Genomic DNA, 16,397 nt, shown 5'->3' on the forward strand with positions numbered 1-16,397 from the left:
CAGGCCCTTGTTCTGGATTACACCCGCCGGTGGCTGCGCATGGCAAAGCTTGATTTGATGCGCGCGACCCCGGGCAGGCGCGACAGCGCATCGCGGTGGAACGCACCATAATCGTCGATGCCTGCAATCTGCACCCTCAACAGATAATCGCCTGTGCCGGTCATCAGATACCATTCCTGAATCTCGGGATGGGGGCGCAGGGCCGCCTCAAACCGCGTCAGATATTCCTCTGTCTGCCGTTCCAGTTCGATCTGGACGATCGCGGTCGTGCCTTCATCGGGAGCGGCCCCGGAAACGATGGCCGTATAGCCACGGATCACCCCGGCCTTTTCAAGCAGCCGCACCCGCCGCAGACAAGCCGAGGGCGACAGGCCCACCGCAGCGGCCAGCGCATTGTTGGTGATGCGCGCATCAAGCCGCAGGCAGTTCAATATCCGACGGTCGGCATCGTCAAGCGTGCTCATGCAGAAAATTCCAAAGCTTCGCAGATTATGCTGAATATCCGGCCCTGACTGTCAATTCATACGACAGTTAGGTGAGAAATTGACAGGAATTTTTCTTATCTTCCTGTGGGGAGATGAGACATGAATGAACAGAGGCCGGTGCCTGCCGGGTCAAGCCGGCTCACCATCGATCTGGATGCGCTTCGCGCCAATTATCGCTCGCTGGCGGTTCGTGTTGCGCCGGCACGCTGTGGCGCCGTCGTAAAGGCGAACGCCTACGGACTGGGCGTCGCGCAGGCCGCACCGGCCCTTTACCGAGAGGGATGCCGCAGTTTCTTCGTCGCTCAGTTCTGTGAGGCGACAGCACTGGCCCGGGCCATCGGTGCCGGGGCGGAGATCTTCATTCTCAACGGCGTGGACCCTGGCAACGAAGCCTTCTGCGCCGAACAGAATTTCCTGCCTGTGCTCAATTCTCTGTCGCAGGTGGAGCGCTGGCGGGCACTGGCGCGGACCTTGGGGCGTGCGCTTCCCGCCGCCCTGCAGATCGATACCGGCATGTCGCGCCTGGGTCTGCCGCAGTCCGCGGCGATGGCGCTGGCCGGGGATGCATCCTTCGCGCGGGAGGTCGAACTGCGCCTGCTGTTGACACATCTTGCCTGCGCCGACGAACCCGAGCGGCCGGAGAACAGTGCTCAACTGGCGGCTTTCAACGCTGTCGGCGCCTGTTTCCCGTCGGTGCCGAAGTCGGTGGCCAATAGCGGAGGCGTCATGCTGTCGTCTGACTATCATGGTGATCTGGCGCGGCCCGGGGTCGCACTCTATGGCGTCGATCCGGGACCCGCCGACGCCGGGTTGCGTCCCGTCATCGGGCTGGGGGCGCGGGTGATCCAGATCCGTACCATCGCGGCGGGAACCGGTGTCGGTTATGGCCTGAAGCATGTCGCGACCGCAGCGCAGCGCGTTGCCACGATCTCGCTCGGCTACGCCGATGGCTGGCCGCGCAGCCTGAGCGGTGTCGGTGCTGCCTGGCATCGTGGCGTTCGGCTGCCGATCCTGGGCCGGGTATCCATGGACAGCCTGACGGTCGATATCAGCGCATTGCCCGAAGCGGCGCTGGCGGAAGGCGACTTTGTCGAGTTCCTGGGTCCCTCGCAATCACTGAGCGATGTGGCCCGTGACGCGGGAACCATTGCCTATGAAATATTGACCTCGCTCGGCACCCGCCACACGCGGATTTTTGTCGAGAACGGTGTTGCGCAAACCTTCGCTGCTGGAGAACCGCTTTGAAAGTCATCGTTCTGGGTGCCGGCGTCGTCGGTGTGACCTCCGCCTATTATCTGGCCGAAGCCGGGCATGATGTGGTGCTGATCGACCGTCAGCCGGGGCCGGCGCTTGAAACCAGCTTTGCCAATGCTGGCGAGATCTCGCCGGGCTATGCCTCGCCATGGGCCGCACCGGGAATCCCGACCAAGGCGTTGCGGTGGCTGTTCATGACGCACGCCCCGCTGATCATCAAGCCGACCGCCGACATGGCGATGTTGCGATGGATGCTGGCCATGCTGGGTAATTGCACCCAGGCACGCTATGCGCTCAACAAAAGCCGGATGGTGCGGCTGGCAGAGTTCAGCCGTGACGAGCTGGTGGCGCTGCGCGGCAAGCTCGGTCTCGATTATGACCATCGGTCACAGGGCACGCTGCAACTGTTCCGCACGCAGAAGCAACTCGACGGCAGCGGGGGCGACATCGCCGTGCTGCGTGAATATGGCGTCTCCTACGAAGTGCTGGACCGTGATGGGTGCGTCGCCGCCGAACCCGGACTTGCGGCAACGCGCGACAATTTCGTCGGCGGCCTGCGGCTGCCCGGTGACGAGACTGGCGATTGCCATATCTTCACCAACAAGCTGGCCGCCTTGCTGCCGGGCATGGGGGTGGATATCCGCTATGGCACGTCCATCACGTCGCTGGCGGTGGAAGGCGGGCGCATCGCCGGGGTCCATACCGACAAGGGCATAGTGCAGGGCGACGCCTATCTGGTGGCCCTGGCCAGCTACGCTCCGGCGCTGCTCCGCCCGCTTGGGCTGGATCTGCCGATCTATCCGGTGAAGGGCTACTCCATCACCCTGCCGGTCAGCGACCCGGATCGCGCGCCGGTATCGACACTGCTGGATGAAAGCTACAAGATCGCCATCACCCGCCTGGGTGACAGGATCAGGGTAGGGGGCATGGCGGAACTGTCGGGGTTTAACAATGTGCTGCCGTCGCGGCGGGAAGCGACGCTGCGCTATTCGCTCAACAATCTGTTCCCCGGTGCCGCCGACAACAGCGCGCCGTCGCATTACTGGAGCGGCCTGCGCCCCATGACCCCCGACAGCACGCCCATTGTCGGCGCCACGCCGATATCCAACCTATTCCTCAATGCCGGCCACGGCACGTTGGGCTGGACCATGGCGTGTGGCTCCGGCCGCCTGATTGCCAGTCTTATGGGCGGAACGAAACCGCCGATCGACCCTGACGGCCTTGGCATTGCCCGGTATCGCTGAACCGGGCGCTCTGACGGCTGGGGTCCGGGTCAGGTCGAACCGCGTGGTTAGAACGTGTCCGGTTTAGTTGGAATCGGAAATGGTTCTCACTACCGTCACCCATGCTGCGGCCGGGGTCCAGTTTCGTAGAGCAACGCGCTTGTGACCCTGGACCCCGGCCGCAGCATGGGTGACGGTGTAGGTTGATCCAACCTAATCCTACAAGTTCTAGGCAGTGAGATCACCCAAGCTCAATACCTTGGGGATCTCATTAATTTCCATAATCATGCTTATCGATCAAATGGATTAATGTCCGTTCTTAGGTGGAAAAGCCCAAAACACCCTCTGGAATGGGCTGAGAGAAGCCGTTAAGGTCCAACCATCTGCCCCACCTGTCGGAAGCAAACCAATGTCGGAAAATCTCGCCCGTCTGCTCGGTATCATGGCCAGGCTGCGTGATCCCGATGGCGGGTGCCCGTGGGACCTGGAGCAGGATTTCGCCTCCATCGCCCCGCATACGATTGAAGAAGCGTATGAGGTGGCGGATGCCATCCAGTCAGGCGATATGATGGCGGTGAAGGATGAGTTGGGCGATCTGCTGTTCCAGACCGTCTTCTATGCCCAGATGGGCAAAGAGCGCGGCCTGTTCGATTTCGATGCCATTGCCGGTCATATCGCAGACAAGATGATCCGCCGCCATCCCCATGTGTTTGGTGAGGTCTCCGTCGCCACGGCGGACGACCAGACCCGACATTGGGAGGAACTGAAGGCAAAGGAACGCGCAGAGAAAGCGGCGGCCAGCGGTCTCCCCCCTTCTGCCCTGGATGGCATCACCCCCGGCCTCCCCGCCCTCACCCGTGCCACGAAGCTGCAAAAGCGTGCCGCGCGCGTTGGCTTTGACTGGACCCGGGCGGAGGAAATCCTCGACAAGATCGAGGAGGAGATCGGCGAATTACGGGCCGAGATCAAGGCCCAGAAACAGGCGCCGGAACGGGTGCAGGATGAACTGGGTGATCTGTTCTTCGCCCTGGTCAATCTGGCCCGCCGGCTGGAGATTGACCCGGAGACGGCCCTGCGCGGCACCAATGCCAAATTCGACCGCCGCTTCCGGCAGGTGGAGGCGGCTTTGGCGGCCCAGTCACGCACACCCCAGGATGCCAGCCTGGATGAGATGGAAGCGCTCTGGGTTGAAGCCAAAAAGAGCGAACGCCAAACCGCTTGAAGCGATAGGAACCACGTGATGACCAACCCTGCCCCCGCTTACACCCCGCGTACCATTCTGATCACCGGTGCCAGTGGCGAATTCGGCGCCGCCTTTGCCCGCCGTTTCGCCGCCATCGGCTCCAAACTGATCCTGACGGCCCGCGATCTGGCCAAGTTGAAGCCGCTGCTGGACACGCTGTCGGTGCCGGTCCATGTGCTGACGCTGGATGTTCGCGACCGCAAGGCGGTGGAAGAAGCTTTGGCAACCCTGCCGGCTGAATTCGCCGAGATCGATTTGCTGGTCAATAATGCCGGTCTGGCGCTGGGTGCCGACCCTGCCTTCAAGGCCAATCTGGATGATTGGGAGGTGATGATCGACACCAATGATAAGGCGCTGGCCATCGTGACCGGGCTGGTGCTGCCCGGCATGGTCGCGCGCGGTCGCGGCCATATCATCAATCTCAGTTCTGTCGCTGGCAGCTATCCCTATCCGGGCGGCCATGTCTATTGCGCTTCAAAGGCTTTCGTCACCCAGTTCAGCCTCTCCTTACGGGCAGACCTGATCGGGACTGGCGTGCGGGTGACCTCGCTGGAACCCGGCATGGTGCAAACCGGCTTCAGCCTCGTGCGTTTCAAGGGCGATGCCGAGCGCGCGGCCAAGGTTTACGCCGATACGGTTCCCTTGACGGCTGAAGATGTCGCTGAATCAGTCTATTGGGCTGCAACCTTGCCGCCGCACTTCAATGTGAACCGGCTGGAAATCATGCCCACCACCCAGGGGCCCGGCGGGTTGGCCGTGCATCGCACACCGCAGGTCTGACCAGTATAGGAAGGGGCGGGTTTGATGGCCCGCCCCTTTCAGCTTTCAGGCATTGGGGAAAATGAAATCCCGCAACTCGGCCCAGCTTTCGGCATCCGCTGCCATCAGCAAGCCGCCTTCCACATCGGCGGCACGATAAGGGGAGCCGTCGAACTTGGCGACATGGCCGCCCGCTTCCCTATAGGCCAGGGCGCCGGCGGCATGGTCCCAGGGCATGATCCGGTTATACATGGCGAATTGCCCGACACCGGTGATGAGGTTGAGATAATCATGCGCGGCGCAGAAAAGCCGGTAGGTGCCGGCAAAAGACCCGCGCAATCCATCCAGCCGCTTGCGTTCTTCCGCAGAAAAAAACTTGGTGGAGAGCGATCCCTGCATCTCCGCAATGGCGGCGGCCGGTTTGGCTTTCAGCCGCTGGCTACCCATCCAGGCCCCCTCGCCCGCTTCCACCATCGCCATCCGTTCGCCCACCGGATCATAAATCCAACCGGCCGTGGCCTGGCCGCCGTGGGATAGGGCCAGCAGCAGGCCGAAGACCGGTTTGCCGTGGGCAAAATTATGCGTGCCATCCACCGGATCAATGATCCAGGCCGGTTCCGGCGCCGTGGCCAGCCGGTGGACCAGATCGGGGTCGGCGGCACATGCCTCCTCCCCAATCACGATGGAACCGGGCAGCACATCCCGCAACCGGGCCGTCAAAGCCTTCTCGGCGGCCTCATCGGCAACCGTCACTAGGTCACCGGGGTTCTTTTCCCGGATATCACTGGCGAGGAGGTTGCGGAAGCGGGGCATGATTTCCGTCGCTGCAACATCCCGCAGGATAGCAGCGACGGAATCCATATCGACACGCGCCCGCTGATTCAGGGATGCCATGGCTGTCTCGCCGTTTCTGCACGGGGGCGGGCCGTCACCTGTCCCGGACCGGGCTTGGCCTTGTACGGGAACCGATCCTCAAAACGGGCAAGATCTGCTGGCTCCAGTCCTACCCGCAGGTGGACATGGTCCTCATCATCCTCCCGCTCCAGCACCTCACCCTTGCCATAGAGCCAGGCAATGGCAGCGCCGTCGGTATGGGGAAGATCAAAGGTGACCACTTCCCGCCCAGCCACCATGCGCCGGTCAATGGCATCGAACAAAGTGTCGAGCCCGTCACCGGTCAGGGCGGAAATGGCAATGCCACCGGTGCGCCGGGCCAGACGAAGAAGGGTATCGCGATCCTCCCCTTCCAACTGGTCGAGCTTGTTCAACACCTCCATCACCCGGTCATCCGTCTCCGGATCAATCCCCAGATCGCGCAGCACCGATTCCACATCGGCCTTCTGCGCTTCCGTATCGGGATGGGACACGTCACGGACATGCAGGATGATGTCGGCGGCCATCACCTCTTCCAGCGTGGCGCGGAATGCCTCGACCAGCCCATGCGGCAGGTCGGAGATGAAGCCCACCGTATCGGACAGGATGATCTTGCGGTTCGATGGCAGGGTGATCGACCGCATGGTCGGGTCCAGCGTGGCGAACAGCAGATCCTTGGCGAAAACATCCGCCCCGGCCATACGGTTGAACAGGGTGCTTTTGCCGGCATTGGTATAGCCAACCAGCGCCACCACCGGATAGGGCACCTTTTCCCGGGCCTTACGATGCAGGCCACGGGTGCGGCGCACCTCTTCCAGCTCAGTCTTCAGCTTCACGATCCGGTCGCTGATCAGGCGGCGGTCCATTTCGATCTGGCTTTCACCAGGGCCGCCCAGGAAGCCGAAGCCGCCGCGCTGGCGTTCCAGGTGGGTCCAGGACCGGACGAGGCGGGATCGCTGATAGGTCAGCGCCGCCAGTTCCACCTGAAGCTGGCCTTCACGCGTGCGGGCACGCTTACCGAAGATTTCCAGGATCAGACCGGTACGATCGATCACCTTGGCCTTCAGGTCGCGTTCCAGGTTGCGCTGCTGGATGGGGGTGAGCGCGTGATCGACGATGACAAGGCCGATCTCCTCGGCCTCCAGCGCCGCCCTCACCTCTTCCACCACACCGGTACCCAGCAGCGTGGCCGGGCGCGGGCGCATGACGCGGAAGATGCGGGCAACCGCCACATCCAGATCAATGGCTGCGGCCAAGCCGACAGCCTCTTCAAGCCGGGAGTCCGGCTCACGCGCATCGTTCCGGTCCTCGGGCAGGACCGGATGCAGGACGAAGGCGCGGGTGGAAGACCCGCGCGCTTCGAGGTTACCCAACTCAGTCGTGGTCATTCTCCTTCGCCGGCGGGTCGAACAGTTGGATCGGATGCGCCGGCATCACGGTCGAAATGGCATGCTTGTAAACAAGCTGCGAATGCGCGTCACGGCGCAGCAGCACCGAGAAATTGTCGAACCAGGTGATGATGCCCTGCAGCTTGACACCATTGACCAGGAATACGGTCACCGGGGTCTTGCTCTTGCGGACATGGTTGAGGAAGACGTCCTGAACATTTTGGGATTTTTCAGACATTGGAGCAGCCTCGCTTATGCTCGGTTTATTGGGGCGGTCATGAATGGCCTACCCAGGGTTACCACCGACGCCCGGAGCAGCTTCTCAGCCCTCCGTCCCGGTGTCACAGGATATGGTATCACCAATACGCTGAACCAAGGATGAAATCGCAGCACATCCGTCCAGCCAAATCGCCGGGGGAAAACGGTCCAGCCCCTCCCCCACATGCGGTGTGGCGCCGACCAGGATAGGCACACAGCCGGTCCGATGCGCGATCTCCATATCCACATCGGCATCCCCAATAAACCAGACATCGGGGCCGGCTGGGATGGCGGACGGTGCCAGGGCCAGGGCGACCGGGGCCGGGTCAGGCTTGTCCGCGCTGGCATCGGTAGCGCCGATCAGGGCATCGAACAGGCCCGTCCAACCAAGGGCTTCGGCCTCTGCGCGCAGGAAACTGCCATTCTTGTTGCTGACGACACCCAGCCGGATGCCGCGGCCCGCCAGATCGCGCAGCATCGCCTCCGCCCCCGGCAGCACATCCATGTAATCCAGATGATGGGCCTTGAAATGGGCGTAGAAAATGTCGCGGGCCTTCTCCCAGTCTTGCCCGAAAATTTCCGGAAAACTGTCACGCAGGCTGCGCCGCACGCGACCATAGCTTTCCTCCAGCGTCCATTGCGGCAGGCCAAACGCAGCCAGCGCGGCGTTGATGGACGCATGGATGCAGCGCCAGTTGGTGATCAGCGTATTGTCCCAATCGAACAGGATCGCCTTGGGTAACCGGTCGAAAGGTGGCAGGGGCATATCCGCCAGGGTCGGCATGGGCATGGGTGCGTCTTTCATACGCCACCTGCCCGCACAGGATCAGCCACACCACCATGGGCGAGATACATCTCGCGCACGCGTTTTGCCAGGGGGCCAGGCCGGCCATCGCCAATGGGCTGACCGTCAATCCGGGTCACCGGCAGGGCGATGGTGCCGGCACTGGTCATCAGGGCTTCGGCGGCATCCAGCGCCTCGGCCACAGTAAAGGCCCGTTCCTCGAACGCGATGCCCTCTTGTGTGGCGCAGGCCAGAATGGTTTGCCGGGTAATGCCATTCAGGATGGCATGGCTAGCCGGACGGGTCACCAGCATGCCCTGTTTGGTCACGATCCACGCATTGGACGAACAGCCCTCCGTGACAAAGCCATCTGGATCGACCTGCCAGCCTTCAAAGGCACCAGCCTGCACCGCCTGCTGCTTGCCCAGGGCCTGGGGCAACAGGGAGATGGATTTAATGTCGCGTCGCTGCCAGCGTATATCCGGCAGGGTAATGACCGCCACGCCCTTTTCCAGCGCGGAAGCCGGCTGAAAGCTGGTGCGGCGGCAGGTGATGACCAGGGTGGGCGTCGGCTCTGCCGGGAACTTGAAATCGCGGGGCGCCGGCCCCCGCGTGATCTGGATGTAGAGCAACGCATTGGCCGACCGGTTCCGGCGCACCACTTCACGCATGATCATACGCAGGGTTCGCGGCTTCACCGGCCAGGGAATGGAGAGTTCCTTCAGGGAGCGGGTCAGCCGGGCCAGATGCCCTTCCTCATCCATCAGCGTGCCGGCAATAACCGTCACCACCTCATAGACGCCATCGGCAAATTGGAAGCCACGATCCTCAATATGCACGCTCGCCGCAACGTGTGGGACGTAGCGGCCATTGACATAGGCGATTCGGGGCATGGCAAGCGGGTTCCAGTGATTAAATATGGGCCAGATGTCGCGCGTCCTGCCCCGTGTGGTCAAGGGGCGGAATTATATTCGTGGCATTTCCTCAAATGAGGCAACGCAAAAACTAAAAAGTAGAGATTTTATAAAAAAATCAATCAAAAGATGAAATGGTACTTACTCTCAACAGTGTTCACAATATACCAATATTAGATATATTCACATTTTCTTCCCGTCATGGCATGAAGGTGGGACATCTTTCCGCGTGTGCGGTTGATTGATCTAATTGAGAGATTTGAGACATGATCTTTGATTATAGATTGAATTGTTTTCATGAAAATTTCAGTATTAATATAATTAATGAATAATAAAATGAAAAACAATAGAAAATCAAAATCAATATATAATATTGGTCTGCGGGCACATCAGTCCGGAGATTTGGATCATGCAGCCAGCCTATATGCTCAGGTCCTGAATATGGAGGAGCCGGATGCCCTGGCATTACGGCTGACATTGAATAACCTAGCTGCCCTTTATATCGAAAAGGGTGAGTATGAGCAGGCGGGTGAACTGTTCTGTCGTCTGTTGGAGATGGACCCGGAAGATGTGGCAGGGCTCAATGGCATGGGCTTGGTTATACAGTCTAAGCGGGATTGGAACGGGGCTATAGCCTTTTTCAATCGCGCGATCATGTCAGCGCCGGATAGAGCTGACTTATACAGCAACCTTGGTATTTGTTTGACGTCTGCTGGCAGATTTGATGAAGCGCGCATTGCTTTGCAACAGGCTATACAACACCTTCCCAATGCTACTGGTTTCTTTAACCTTGGACGTCTTCACGAAAATACGGGAAATTTAGCAGAAGCGCTCTCATGTTACGATCAAGCACTTTTAAGTGATCGTGATATGTTTGTTGCCTTGCTTCAACGCGGCCTGATCTACCACGCCATGGGTAAGGACACAGCAGCGATTATGGATCTTGAGCGGGCGCTGACGATCGACCCGAGCTCAGCAAAGGCTGCTTGGAATCTATCTATTTGTCTTCTTTCCGACGGCCGGTATGAGGAAGGATGGCGATTGTTTGAAGCGCGCTGGCAGGGCCATGGCGGTATGGCTGCAGCGAAACGCCGCTTTGCCGTCGGACAATGGGATGGTGCGTGCGACCCCAAAGGCCGCCTTTTGATTCACACGGAGCAAGGGATCGGTGATGCCTTGCAGATGGCGCGATATATTCCACTGGCCAAGCAGGCATTCCAGGGAGAAGTCGTGGTTGAGGCACAGGCGAGCCTCGTCCGGTTGCTGAAAAACAGCTTTGCAACCCAGGATATCCGGATTGTGGAGCGGGCCTCGGATTTTCCGGGCGGTGCAGGGTTGCCGCCCTTCACGACCCATGTCCCTCTTCTCAGCCTGCCCGGTCTCTTCGAAACCCAGCTTACCAGCATCCCTAATCTGGTTCCTTATCTACATCCATCGCCTGATCTACGCCATGATTGGGGAAAGCGTATTACGGCAGCGCGAGGCACGTTGCGTGTCGGCCTGGTCTGGCGGGGCAACCCCCAGCACTATAACGATATGAACAGGTCTATCCCCGCCGCCGCGCTGGAACCGCTGCTGTCGGTGCCGAAGGTTTCATGGTTTCTATTACAAAAACATATGGTACCTGCGACAGCCGACATGCTGTCAGACCGCCCCGGCGTTACCGACCTTGGCCCTCTTCTGGATGATTTCGCAGATACGGCGGCGGCGCTGACCCATCTGGATCTGGTTATCAGCGTCGATACTTCCGTTCTGCATCTGGCGGGAGCGTGCAAGCGACCGACCTGGGCACTGCTAGGCTGGCCCAATGACTGGCGCTGGCTGCGTGAGAGGAATTCCAGCCCCTGGTATCCAACAATGACCCTGTTCCGCCAACGCCAATCAGGTGATTGGGCGCCCGTTATTGATCAGGTTGAACGTAAATTGCGGCTGTTGACCAGCTTGTGACCAGCCCGGTCAGAAAAATTCAAGTCGCACGGCGAACATCTTCTCTACCTTCTTCACCTGCCCTACCTCTGCCAGGATGATCACCCGGTCATTGGGCTTGATGACGGTGGAGGGCCGGGGAATGATCACTTCCTGCCCGCGCACGATGGCCCCGACGATGATACCGTCAGGCATGCGGATATCCTTCAGCGGCATGTTGATCAGGGTAGAGGTTTCCAACGCCTCTGCCTCGATCACCTCGGCAAAATTCTCGCGTAGGGAATGTACCGACTTGATGCGGCCCCGCCGCACATGCTGCAGGATGGATGAGACGGTGATGGAGCGAGGGCTGACCACGGCATCGATGCCCAGCGGCTGGACCAGTGGCTGATATGTCGTCTTGTTGATCAGGGTGATGGCGCGCTGACAGCCATGGCGCTTGGCCAGCAGACTGGAGAGGATATTGCCCTCGTCATTGTTGGAGACGGCGACCACGGTTTCCGAGGCGCTGACATTGGCTTCCTCCAGGATCGCCGGGTCCAGGCCGTCCCCATGCAGCACCATGGTGCGCTTCAACTTCTGTGCCACCTGGGTGGCACGACGGCGGTCGATTTCGATGATCCGGGCCGAGACGCCGGGATGCTGGGCTTCAATCTCTTCCGCCAGACACAGGCCGATATTACCACCGCCAACGATGATAACCCGGCGGGCCTCCCGTTCCTCATGCCCGAAAGCGGCCATGGCACGCTGGACATGCTTTGTATCGGCAACGAAATAAACCTCATCACCCGCCAGCATCTGATCATTGCCGCTGGGAATGAACTGCTGGTCGCCACGAATGATGGCGACTACTTCGATGGAGAGATCAGGGAACAGGCCGGTGAGCTGGCGCAGAGGCGTGTTGATGATCGGGCAATTCTGGGAGCAGACAACGCCGATCACCCGCACCAACCCATCCGCCAGCGGGATCATGTCGAAGGCGCCAGGCACCTGCAAGCGGCGGGAAACTGCCCGCGCCACCTCGATCTCCGGCGAGATGATCACGTCGATTGGCATATGCTCGCGGGAGAACAGGTCGGCCCAGATCGGCTGTAGATAGGATTGGTGGCGAACGCGGGCGATCTTGGTCGGCACATTGAACAGGCTGTTGGCCACCTGACAGGCAACCATGTTCACTTCGTCAGCCAGCGTCACCGCAATCAGCATGTCGGCATCGGCCGCACCCGCCGCTTCCAGCACATTCGGATGGGAGGCAAAGCCAACCATTGCCTGTACTTCCAGCGTGTCGCTGATCTTTTGGATCAGCTCCGGCGACTGGTCGATGACGGTGACGTGGTTGCCTTCCGACGCCAGATATCGGGCGATGTTGGAGCCAACCTGACCGGCGCCGCAGACGATGACCTTCATGGCCCTGTCACTCCATGGTCAGCTTGGCACCCTTGTCGGTGCCATGGACGCCCAGGGATTTCAGCTTGCGATGCAACGCCGACCGTTCCATGCCGACAAAGCTGGCGGTGCGGGAGATATTGCCGCCGAAACGGGTGACCTGGGCCAGCAGATATTCCCGCTCGAACACTTCCCGCGCTTCACGCAGGGGCAGGCCCATAATCTCCCCGCCCTTCTCCCATTTCAGCACGGTGGGGGTGATGGCGCCGATTTCCGGCGGCAGCATATCGGCACGGATCGGCTCGGCCGGATCACCGGCCACCATGATCAGCAGCCATTCCACCGTATTGCGGAGTTGGCGGACATTACCCGGCCACTCATAGGCCTGAAGGGCCGCCATTGCATCTTCGCCGAAGACGCGTAACGGCAGGCCGGCGGATTCCGCTGTGCGCTGCATGAAATGGCGTGCCAGCAGGGGGATATCCTCCCGCCGTTCCCGCAAAGCCGGCATTTTCAGCGGCACGACCGACAGGCGGTAGAACAGATCCTGACGGAAGCGGCCCTGCTCAATCTCCGCCGTCAGGTCGCGGTTGGTGCTGGCAATGACACGAACATCCACTTCCACCCGGGAGGTGCCGCCCACCCGCTCAAATGTCTGCTCCTGCAGCACGCGGACAATCTTGCCCTGGGTTTCCAGGGGCATATCGGCCACTTCATCCAGGTACAGCGTGCCGCCATGGGCCTGCTCGAACGTGCCGACCTTGCGGCCGCCCCCTTCCACGGCATGTTCAGTGCCGAAAAGCTCCACCTCCAGCCGGTCAGGCCGCATGGTGGCGCAGTTCAGCGCCACGAACGGCCCTTCCGCCCGGCGGGACCGGGTGTGCAGCATGCGGGCGACCACTTCCTTGCCGCTGCCCGGCGGGCCGGAAATCAGCACGCGGCTGCCCGTAGGGGCCACCTTTTCCACCGAATGGCGCAACTGGTTGACCTGCAGGGACCGGCCGATCAGGTCCACATCCACGCCGGTGCGCAGGCGCAACTCCCGATTTTCCCGGCGCAGCCTTGCCGCCTCAATGGCGCGTTCCACCAGCAGCAGCAGCCGGTCGGCCTTGAAGGGCTTTTCAATGAAGTCATAAGCGCCGGATTTGATGGCCGACACCGCCGTCTCGATATTGCCGTGACCGGATATCATCACCACCGGCACGTCGGGATGGTCGCGCTTCAATTCCGCAAGGATCTGCAATCCGTCCAGCCGGCTGCCCTGAAGCCAGATATCCAGAATGACCAGACTGGGCCGCCGCGCCGCCACAGCGGCCAGTGCCTGATCGGCGTCCGCCGCCTCCCGCGTCTTCATGCCTTCATCGTCAAGGATGCCGGCGATCAGCATGCGGATATCGGCCTCGTCATCGACGATGAGAATATCGTGCGCCATCTCAATCAATCCTTCCGCAACAAGGCGGTCATCGGGTCACTGGATCATTGGGACCGGCACCCGGCGCGGCCGATGCCGTGCTGGGCTGGATGGTGCGCGGCAACAGCAGGGTCACCCGGGCGCCACCGCCCGGCCGATCCTCCAGCAGCAGCGCGCCACCGTGGTCTTCCATGATCTTCTTCACAATTGCCAACCCCAGGCCGGTGCCTTTGGCCCGGGTGGTGACATAGGGTTCGGTCAGCCGGTCACGTTCCTCCGTGGTCGGCAGACCTTTGCCATTATCCTCCACCGTCAGCCGCACATGGTCATCCTCGACCTTGATACGGGCGGTAATATGCCCCGGCACCTTTTCGGCACCGGCGGGCGTGTCCTCCAACCTGCCTTCGATTGCCTCGCCGGCATTCTTCAGCAGGTTGGTCAATGCTTGGCCGATCTGCCGGCTGTCACAGGTGACCAGCAGCGGATCGGACGGCAAATCAGTATCAAATTTGATTGCCGGATAGGCTGATGCCTGCAGCACCACCGCCTGCCGGCAAAGATCCTGCATCGCGGTCGGCTTCATCACCGGCTGTGGCATGCGGGCGAACGCGGAGAATTCATCCACCATCCGGCCAATATCATCGACATGCCGGACGATCGTGTCGGTCATGGCGCGGAACGTCTCCGGATCGCTGGTAATCTCCTTCAGATATTTCCGGCGCAGGCGTTCGGCTGAAAGCTGGATGGGCGTCAGCGGGTTCTTGATCTCATGCGCGATACGGCGGGCCACATCGGCCCAGGCGGCCTTGCGCTGGGCGGACAGCAATTCCGACACATCGTCGAACGTAACCACAAAGCCCTTGATCTCGCCCCCGACAATTTCTGCCGCCACCCGTACCAGCAGGGTGCGATGCTGGCCGGCACGACGCAACTGAACCTGGCTTTCCACCTGACGCCCGGCACGGCGACGGATGTTGGCCATCAGTTCGGCCATTTCCGGCGCCACTTCCAGCAGGTCACGGCCGATCAGGGAGGCAGGATCACCCACGCCCAGCAACTCTGCCGCCGACAGGTTAGGCAGGTTGATGCGCCCTTGATGGTCCAGGCCCAGCACACCGGCGGATACGCCAGTCAGCACGGCCTCGGTGAAGCGGCGGCGCAAGTCCAACTGACGGTTGGCCTCGACCAGTTCGGTTCGCTGGCTTTCCAACTGGCTGGTCATGCGGTTGAAGGCACGGGAGAGCGATGCCAGTTCGTCCACCGGCTCCACCGCGCTGTCCGGCACACGCGCGGTCAAGTCACCAGCCCGGATACGGTCGGCGGCAGCGATCAGCGCCCCGATGGGGGCCACCAGATATGTCGCGAAATTCAATCCCATCCAGATGGCGGACAGCAGCAGCAGCACAGCGATGCCGACAAAGATCACTGTCATGCGCGCCTGCAGGCCAAAGCGCTGGCCTTCCATCTGCCGGTATTCCTGGACCGCGCTCTGCGTCGTGTCCATATGCTCCAGCACCCGGCTTTCCACCGGACGGCCAACGAACAGGAACCGGTCAAAATCGGCATCAAGCTGGATGATCGCATTCACCCGGTTGCCGCTTTCGCTGACGATCAGCACTACCTCACCCTTGCGGGCGCGTTCCAGGTCGTTGGTGTCAACCGTTGTGAAATCGAACGCGAAACCCAGGCCGAACACGGCATCCACCCGGCCCGTGCCATCAAAGATCACTGCTTCGGTCACCGACCGCTGCAGGGCCTGCATCTGGAAGAATTGACGGAAACGTGGCGGGTCCCAATAGAGTGAAGGCGGCAGGCGGGCCAGATCGTTGCGCATCACCTCCGCATCGCGAGACAGCGTCTGCTGATGTTCCTTCAGATAACCTTCGGCAACGGCCAGGGACTCGTTCACCACCAGCCGCACCCGGTCGCTGAACCAGCTTTGCAGGCCGACATAGAAGAACAGGGCCGAGAAGATGGCCATGATGATAGCCGGCAGCACCGCCAGAAGCGAGAAGACGGCGATCAGGCGCATATGCAGCCGCGAGCCCGCCATGCCGCGCCGCCGCTCAACCCACAGCGCCACAATGCGCCGGGCAACCACCGCACCCAGCAGCAGCAGCAGCACACCATCCAGCGTCAGCAGCAGGGTGACCGTGTTCTGGTCCGACCCGACGGGCAGCGCTTCTGTCAGTGCGGCATAGGTGGCGGCGCCGGCGGCAATGGCGGCCAGGGTCAGCAGCACCGCCAGGAATGCTGACAAATGCCTGCCCTGCGACCAGCCCACCAGTTGGCGCCAGAGATGCGTCATCCGGGAGGTTGGCACGTCACTGGAACCGGGTGTCGTCACACTCATACCCGGGCCCCTTGAAGGGCTGGCACATGGACGATCATGACCAGGATCGGGTGAAGCAATCCGCTACCTTGTGGCTTGAAGGAGTGAAGGCCCGGTTCGGCCGGCGGCAGGGTTCGATCCCGACCGCCAACAGAACTGTT

At 61.2% G+C, this 16,397-nt stretch carries 14 protein-coding genes; 5 read left to right on the top strand and 9 right to left on the bottom strand.

Translation table 11 applies throughout. The annotated features are described in order from the left end of the window. Positions 1–17: 17 nt before the first annotated feature. Positions 18–464, bottom strand: a complete 447-nt coding sequence (locus G473_RS0118795; protein WP_029014373.1) for an Lrp/AsnC family transcriptional regulator — start codon at positions 462–464, stop codon at positions 18–20. A gap of 120 nt (positions 465–584) precedes the next feature. On the opposite strand from G473_RS0118795, the gene alr reads away from it, so the two are divergent. The 4 genes from alr (at position 585) to G473_RS0118815 (ending at position 4,985) form a co-directional block, all read left to right on the top strand. Continuing rightward, positions 585–1,730, top strand: coding sequence for an alanine racemase (gene alr, locus G473_RS0118800; RefSeq protein ID WP_029014374.1), 1,146 nt, complete (start codon positions 585–587; stop codon positions 1,728–1,730). Continuing rightward, positions 1,727–2,983, top strand: a complete 1,257-nt coding sequence (locus G473_RS0118805; protein WP_029014375.1) for a D-amino acid dehydrogenase — start codon at positions 1,727–1,729, stop codon at positions 2,981–2,983. Before alr ends, G473_RS0118805 begins: the two co-directional genes overlap by 4 nt. A gap of 388 nt (positions 2,984–3,371) precedes the next feature. Further along, complete coding sequence (gene mazG, locus G473_RS0118810; RefSeq protein ID WP_029014376.1) at positions 3,372–4,184, top strand: nucleoside triphosphate pyrophosphohydrolase; 813 nt, start codon at positions 3,372–3,374, stop codon at positions 4,182–4,184. Between the two features lie 18 nt (positions 4,185–4,202). Then, on the top strand, positions 4,203–4,985 hold the full coding sequence (locus tag G473_RS0118815) for an SDR family NAD(P)-dependent oxidoreductase (protein WP_035707741.1): 783 nt from the start codon (positions 4,203–4,205) through the stop codon (positions 4,983–4,985). A 45-nt stretch (positions 4,986–5,030) separates the two neighbouring features. Here the strand turns inward: G473_RS0118815 and G473_RS0118820 are convergent, their stop codons facing one another. The 5 genes from G473_RS0118820 to G473_RS0118840 all read right to left on the bottom strand — a co-directional run bounded on the left by G473_RS0118820 (position 5,031) and on the right by G473_RS0118840 (position 9,160). Beyond that, entirely contained in the window at positions 5,031–5,858 is an 828-nt protein-coding gene (locus G473_RS0118820; protein WP_029014378.1) for an inositol monophosphatase family protein, read from the bottom strand. After that, positions 5,846–7,225 (bottom strand): GTPase HflX, encoded by a 1,380-nt coding sequence (hflX, locus tag G473_RS27790; RefSeq protein WP_051330435.1) that lies wholly within the window; start codon positions 7,223–7,225, stop codon positions 5,846–5,848. The genes G473_RS0118820 and hflX overlap by 13 nt, the downstream gene beginning before the upstream one ends. Continuing rightward, complete coding sequence (gene hfq, locus G473_RS0118830) at positions 7,212–7,463, bottom strand: RNA chaperone Hfq (protein ID WP_029014379.1); 252 nt, start codon at positions 7,461–7,463, stop codon at positions 7,212–7,214. The genes hflX and hfq overlap by 14 nt, the downstream gene beginning before the upstream one ends. Before the next feature lie 84 nt (positions 7,464–7,547). Further along, a complete protein-coding gene (locus tag G473_RS0118835) occupies positions 7,548–8,273 on the bottom strand; it encodes an HAD family hydrolase (protein WP_154667463.1) in 726 nt (241 codons plus the stop codon). An 11-nt stretch (positions 8,274–8,284) separates the two neighbouring features. Continuing rightward, entirely contained in the window at positions 8,285–9,160 is an 876-nt protein-coding gene (locus G473_RS0118840; RefSeq protein ID WP_029014381.1) for a D-amino-acid transaminase, read from the bottom strand. Between the two features lie 357 nt (positions 9,161–9,517). Here G473_RS0118840 and G473_RS29540 point away from each other — a divergent pair, with 357 nt between their 5' ends. Continuing rightward, positions 9,518–11,128, top strand: coding sequence for a tetratricopeptide repeat protein (locus G473_RS29540; RefSeq protein WP_161631011.1), 1,611 nt, complete (start codon positions 9,518–9,520; stop codon positions 11,126–11,128). Positions 11,129–11,137: 9 nt separating this feature from the next. Here G473_RS29540 and trkA read toward each other — a convergent pair whose 3' ends face one another. The 3 genes from trkA to G473_RS27800 are packed head-to-tail and all read right to left on the bottom strand — an operon-like array spanning position 11,138 to position 16,257. Continuing rightward, positions 11,138–12,514, bottom strand: coding sequence for a Trk system potassium transporter TrkA (gene trkA, locus G473_RS0118850; RefSeq protein WP_029014382.1), 1,377 nt, complete (start codon positions 12,512–12,514; stop codon positions 11,138–11,140). 7 nt (positions 12,515–12,521) lie between these two features. Next, a complete protein-coding gene (gene ntrX / locus G473_RS0118855; RefSeq protein ID WP_029014383.1) occupies positions 12,522–13,925 on the bottom strand; it encodes a nitrogen assimilation response regulator NtrX in 1,404 nt (467 codons plus the stop codon). A 28-nt stretch (positions 13,926–13,953) separates the two neighbouring features. After that, on the bottom strand, positions 13,954–16,257 hold the full coding sequence (locus tag G473_RS27800; protein ID WP_245580130.1) for a sensor histidine kinase NtrY-like: 2,304 nt from the start codon (positions 16,255–16,257) through the stop codon (positions 13,954–13,956). Positions 16,258–16,397 lie beyond the last annotated feature (140 nt).

This window comes from Niveispirillum irakense DSM 11586 (assembly GCF_000429645.1).
In the GTDB taxonomy this organism is placed as follows: Bacteria; Pseudomonadota; Alphaproteobacteria; order Azospirillales; family Azospirillaceae; genus Niveispirillum; species Niveispirillum irakense.

What these genes read in the sequence shown, in the direction of transcription:
- G473_RS0118795 (WP_029014373.1), bottom strand. Translation starts at nt 464, where the DNA reads ATGAGCACGCTTGACGATGCCGACCGTCGGATATTGAACTGCCTGCGG.
- alr (WP_029014374.1), top strand. Translation starts at nt 585, where the DNA reads ATGAATGAACAGAGGCCGGTGCCTGCCGGGTCAAGCCGGCTCACCATC.
- mazG (WP_029014376.1), top strand. Translation starts at nt 3,372, where the DNA reads ATGTCGGAAAATCTCGCCCGTCTGCTCGGTATCATGGCCAGGCTGCGT.
- G473_RS0118815 (WP_035707741.1), top strand. Translation starts at nt 4,203, where the DNA reads ATGACCAACCCTGCCCCCGCTTACACCCCGCGTACCATTCTGATCACC.
- G473_RS0118820 (WP_029014378.1), bottom strand. Translation starts at nt 5,858, where the DNA reads ATGGCATCCCTGAATCAGCGGGCGCGTGTCGATATGGATTCCGTCGCT.
- hflX (WP_051330435.1), bottom strand. Translation starts at nt 7,225, where the DNA reads ATGACCACGACTGAGTTGGGTAACCTCGAAGCGCGCGGGTCTTCCACC.
- hfq (WP_029014379.1), bottom strand. Translation starts at nt 7,463, where the DNA reads ATGTCTGAAAAATCCCAAAATGTTCAGGACGTCTTCCTCAACCATGTC.
- G473_RS0118835 (WP_154667463.1), bottom strand. Translation starts at nt 8,273, where the DNA reads ATGCCCATGCCGACCCTGGCGGATATGCCCCTGCCACCTTTCGACCGG.
- G473_RS0118840 (WP_029014381.1), bottom strand. Translation starts at nt 9,160, where the DNA reads ATGCCCCGAATCGCCTATGTCAATGGCCGCTACGTCCCACACGTTGCG.
- G473_RS29540 (WP_161631011.1), top strand. Translation starts at nt 9,518, where the DNA reads ATGAAAAACAATAGAAAATCAAAATCAATATATAATATTGGTCTGCGG.
- trkA (WP_029014382.1), bottom strand. Translation starts at nt 12,514, where the DNA reads ATGAAGGTCATCGTCTGCGGCGCCGGTCAGGTTGGCTCCAACATCGCC.
- ntrX (WP_029014383.1), bottom strand. Translation starts at nt 13,925, where the DNA reads ATGGCGCACGATATTCTCATCGTCGATGACGAGGCCGATATCCGCATG.
- G473_RS27800 (WP_245580130.1), bottom strand. Translation starts at nt 16,257, where the DNA reads ATGAGTGTGACGACACCCGGTTCCAGTGACGTGCCAACCTCCCGGATG.